Source organism: Brevundimonas sp., from assembly GCF_016463485.1.
Lineage (GTDB): Bacteria > Pseudomonadota > Alphaproteobacteria > Caulobacterales > Caulobacteraceae > Brevundimonas.
Genome location: NZ_JAEMRD010000242.1, coordinates 1 through 2,476 on the forward strand (window position 1 = coordinate 1; position 2,476 = coordinate 2,476).

Sequence of the window (2,476 nt, forward strand, 5' to 3'; positions counted from 1 at the left end):
GTCATTGCCCAGCAGGGGATCGGGCCGCGACGAGCCGACGATGGTGTCCGCCTCGGCCGAGCCGATGATGAAGGCGCCGATGGTCCCGTTGAAGATGAAGTCGTTCGAGTTCACCGCCCCGTTGACATAGGCCTGGAAGGCACCGCCGGGAGTTTCGGCAAAGACCACCGACACGCCGCCGGCCAGCCGACCCACACTGACGCTGGTCGGATTGAGAGCCGTCAGATCGATCCGGTCGGTCCCGGTCACGAAGTCGGTGATCGTGTCCTGGAGCGCCGCCGTCGAGTTGCTCGTCGCCAGATAGCGGAAGGTGTCGGCCCCCGCCCCGCCGGTCATGGTGTCGGCGCCGGCGCCGCCGGTGATGACGTTGTTCGCGGCATTGCCGATGATGGTGTCGGCACCCGCGCCGCCGATCGCGTTCTCGATCGTGACGCCGACCGCGATGGAGACGTTGCCGACAAGGCCGCCGACGTTCGAGAAGGCCCCGGCCCTGAGGTCGATGATCGCGTTCTGTGCATAGCCCGAGAAGTCGAAGGTATCGGTGCCGCCGGCGTCCCAGACGGCGAAGACCACAGCCTGGGCGGCCGAGGTGACGCTGTACCAGCCGCGATCCGCGGTCGAGTTGAAGCCGTAGACGGTGTCGCCGGTCCGGGTCGTCATGTTGGCACCGTAAAGGCGCTGGGCGGCGACGATGTCGTCCATCATGGGCGCGGCCGGATAGATGCGTGTGCCGTTCTGGACGAAGTTCGCGCCCGTGTTGGTCTCGTCGAAATAGCTCATCAGCGTGTACTGATAGCTGTCCTCGAAATAGGTCGCGTGGGCGGCATAGGTTGGCTGGTTCTCACCGGCGTTGTATTCGGCAGGGTGGTCGATCCCCAGGGTATGGCCGATCTCGTGGACCATGGTCAGCAGCCCATACTCGAACAGGGTGCCGGACTGGTTGTTCGTGTCGGTCGAGTTGAACCACAGGTCGCCCGAGGTCGAGGACGCCGCCCGGGGCCCCGGGAAGAAGGCGAAAGCGGCGGCACCCGCCGCCCCGGCGGAATAGTTGCCGAACAGCATGGTCGCGGCACCCGAATAGGCACCCTCGCCCGACGTGCCCGTTCCCACCCGCGTGAAGGTGATGTTGGCCACGTCCGACCAGCTTTGCAGCGCCAGCAGGGTGAAGGCGATCTGGGCCTCGGTGAAGCGGGTGAAGCCGGTGGTGCCGTCAGGCATGGTCGTCGGCGCCGCGTCGCGGAAGGCGAAGGTCACGTTCGCCGCCGTGCCGAACGGAGCGCCGCCCGCCGAGTCCCAGGTCACATTGCTGCGCGTCAGCTGATTTCCGGCCGCCGTGGTCGTCAGCGAGGGACGGCCGTTGGGGCCGGTGCCGCCGCGCTGGTCGGCGTTGAGCAGGCTGAACATCCCCTCGAAGTCGGCGTGCATGGCCGGGCCATAGCCGGTGTCCGAACCCCCGCCGCCACCGCCGTCGAACGGGACGAAGCGTGATGAACCGAAGCCTTGCAGGCCCTGAGCGCAGATGATGCACATGATCTTATTCCCCCTATTGCCGTTATTCGACGCCACATTACGGCGTGATGCAAGAGGCAATTGTCGGGTGGCTCTGTGTAAGTCCTTGCCATCGTTCAACTTAGCGGGCGTGCCGTGACGCGGCGCAACAAACACCCTATCTAGGGGCCATGACCATCGCCGTTGCCCAGCCGCCCATCCTCGACACCGCCGGCGTCGATCCTTCAGAAGCTCTGTCGATCCTTCAGGGGGCGCTGCACGGGGCCGATGACGGGGAGCTTTTCCTCGAACGGTCCGAGTCCGAATCGCTGGTCTTCGACGACGGTCGGCTGAAGTCCGCCGCCTATGACGCCTCCGAAGGGTTCGGCCTGCGGGTCGTGGCGGGCGAGACCGCCGGATACGCCCACGCCAACGAGATTTCGGCCGCCGCGATGCGCCGCGCCGCCGACAGCGCCTCCCTGGCCAAGGCCGGCCACGCGGGCGTCTCCGCCGAAGGGCCGCGAGCGACCAACCAGAAACTCTACGACGCCGTCGACCCCCTCGCCTCCCCCGCCTTCTCGGACAAGATCGCCCTGTTGTCGGAGATCGACGCCTGGGCCCGCGCCCGCGATCCGCGCGTGGTCCAGGTCTCGGCCTCGATCGTCGGCGAGCGCCGCCAGATCGAGATCCTGAGGGCCGACGGCTTGACGGTGCGCGACCTGCGTCCCCTGGTCCGGCTGAACGTCTCGGTCACGGTCGAGCGCGACGGTCGCCGCGAGAGCGCCTCGTCCGGCGCCGGCGGCCGGGCCGGGTTCGAGACCTGGATCGCCCCCGACCGCTGGCAGGGTCAGGTCGACGAGGCCCTGCGTCAGGCCCTGGTCAATCTCGACGCCGTCGACTGCCCGGCCGGCGAGATGGACGTGGTTCTCGGTGCCGGCTGGCCCGGCGTCCTGCTGCACGAGGCCATCGGCCACGGCTTCGAGGGCGA

The 2,476-nt window shown here is 67.9% G+C and carries 2 protein-coding genes; one reads left to right on the forward strand and one right to left on the reverse strand.

Annotated elements, in window-relative coordinates; translation table 11 throughout:
• Window positions 1-1,530: M10 family metallopeptidase C-terminal domain-containing protein (locus JHC99_RS18470; protein WP_292156154.1), on the reverse strand; the 1,530-nt coding region annotated here is incomplete at its 3' end.
• Window positions 1,531-1,679: 149 nt separating this feature from the next.
• On the opposite strand from JHC99_RS18470, the gene JHC99_RS18475 reads away from it, so the two are divergent.
• Window positions 1,680-2,476, forward strand: a 797-nt coding sequence (locus JHC99_RS18475) for a DNA gyrase modulator (protein WP_292156155.1), incomplete at its 3' end; no start/stop codon positions are given.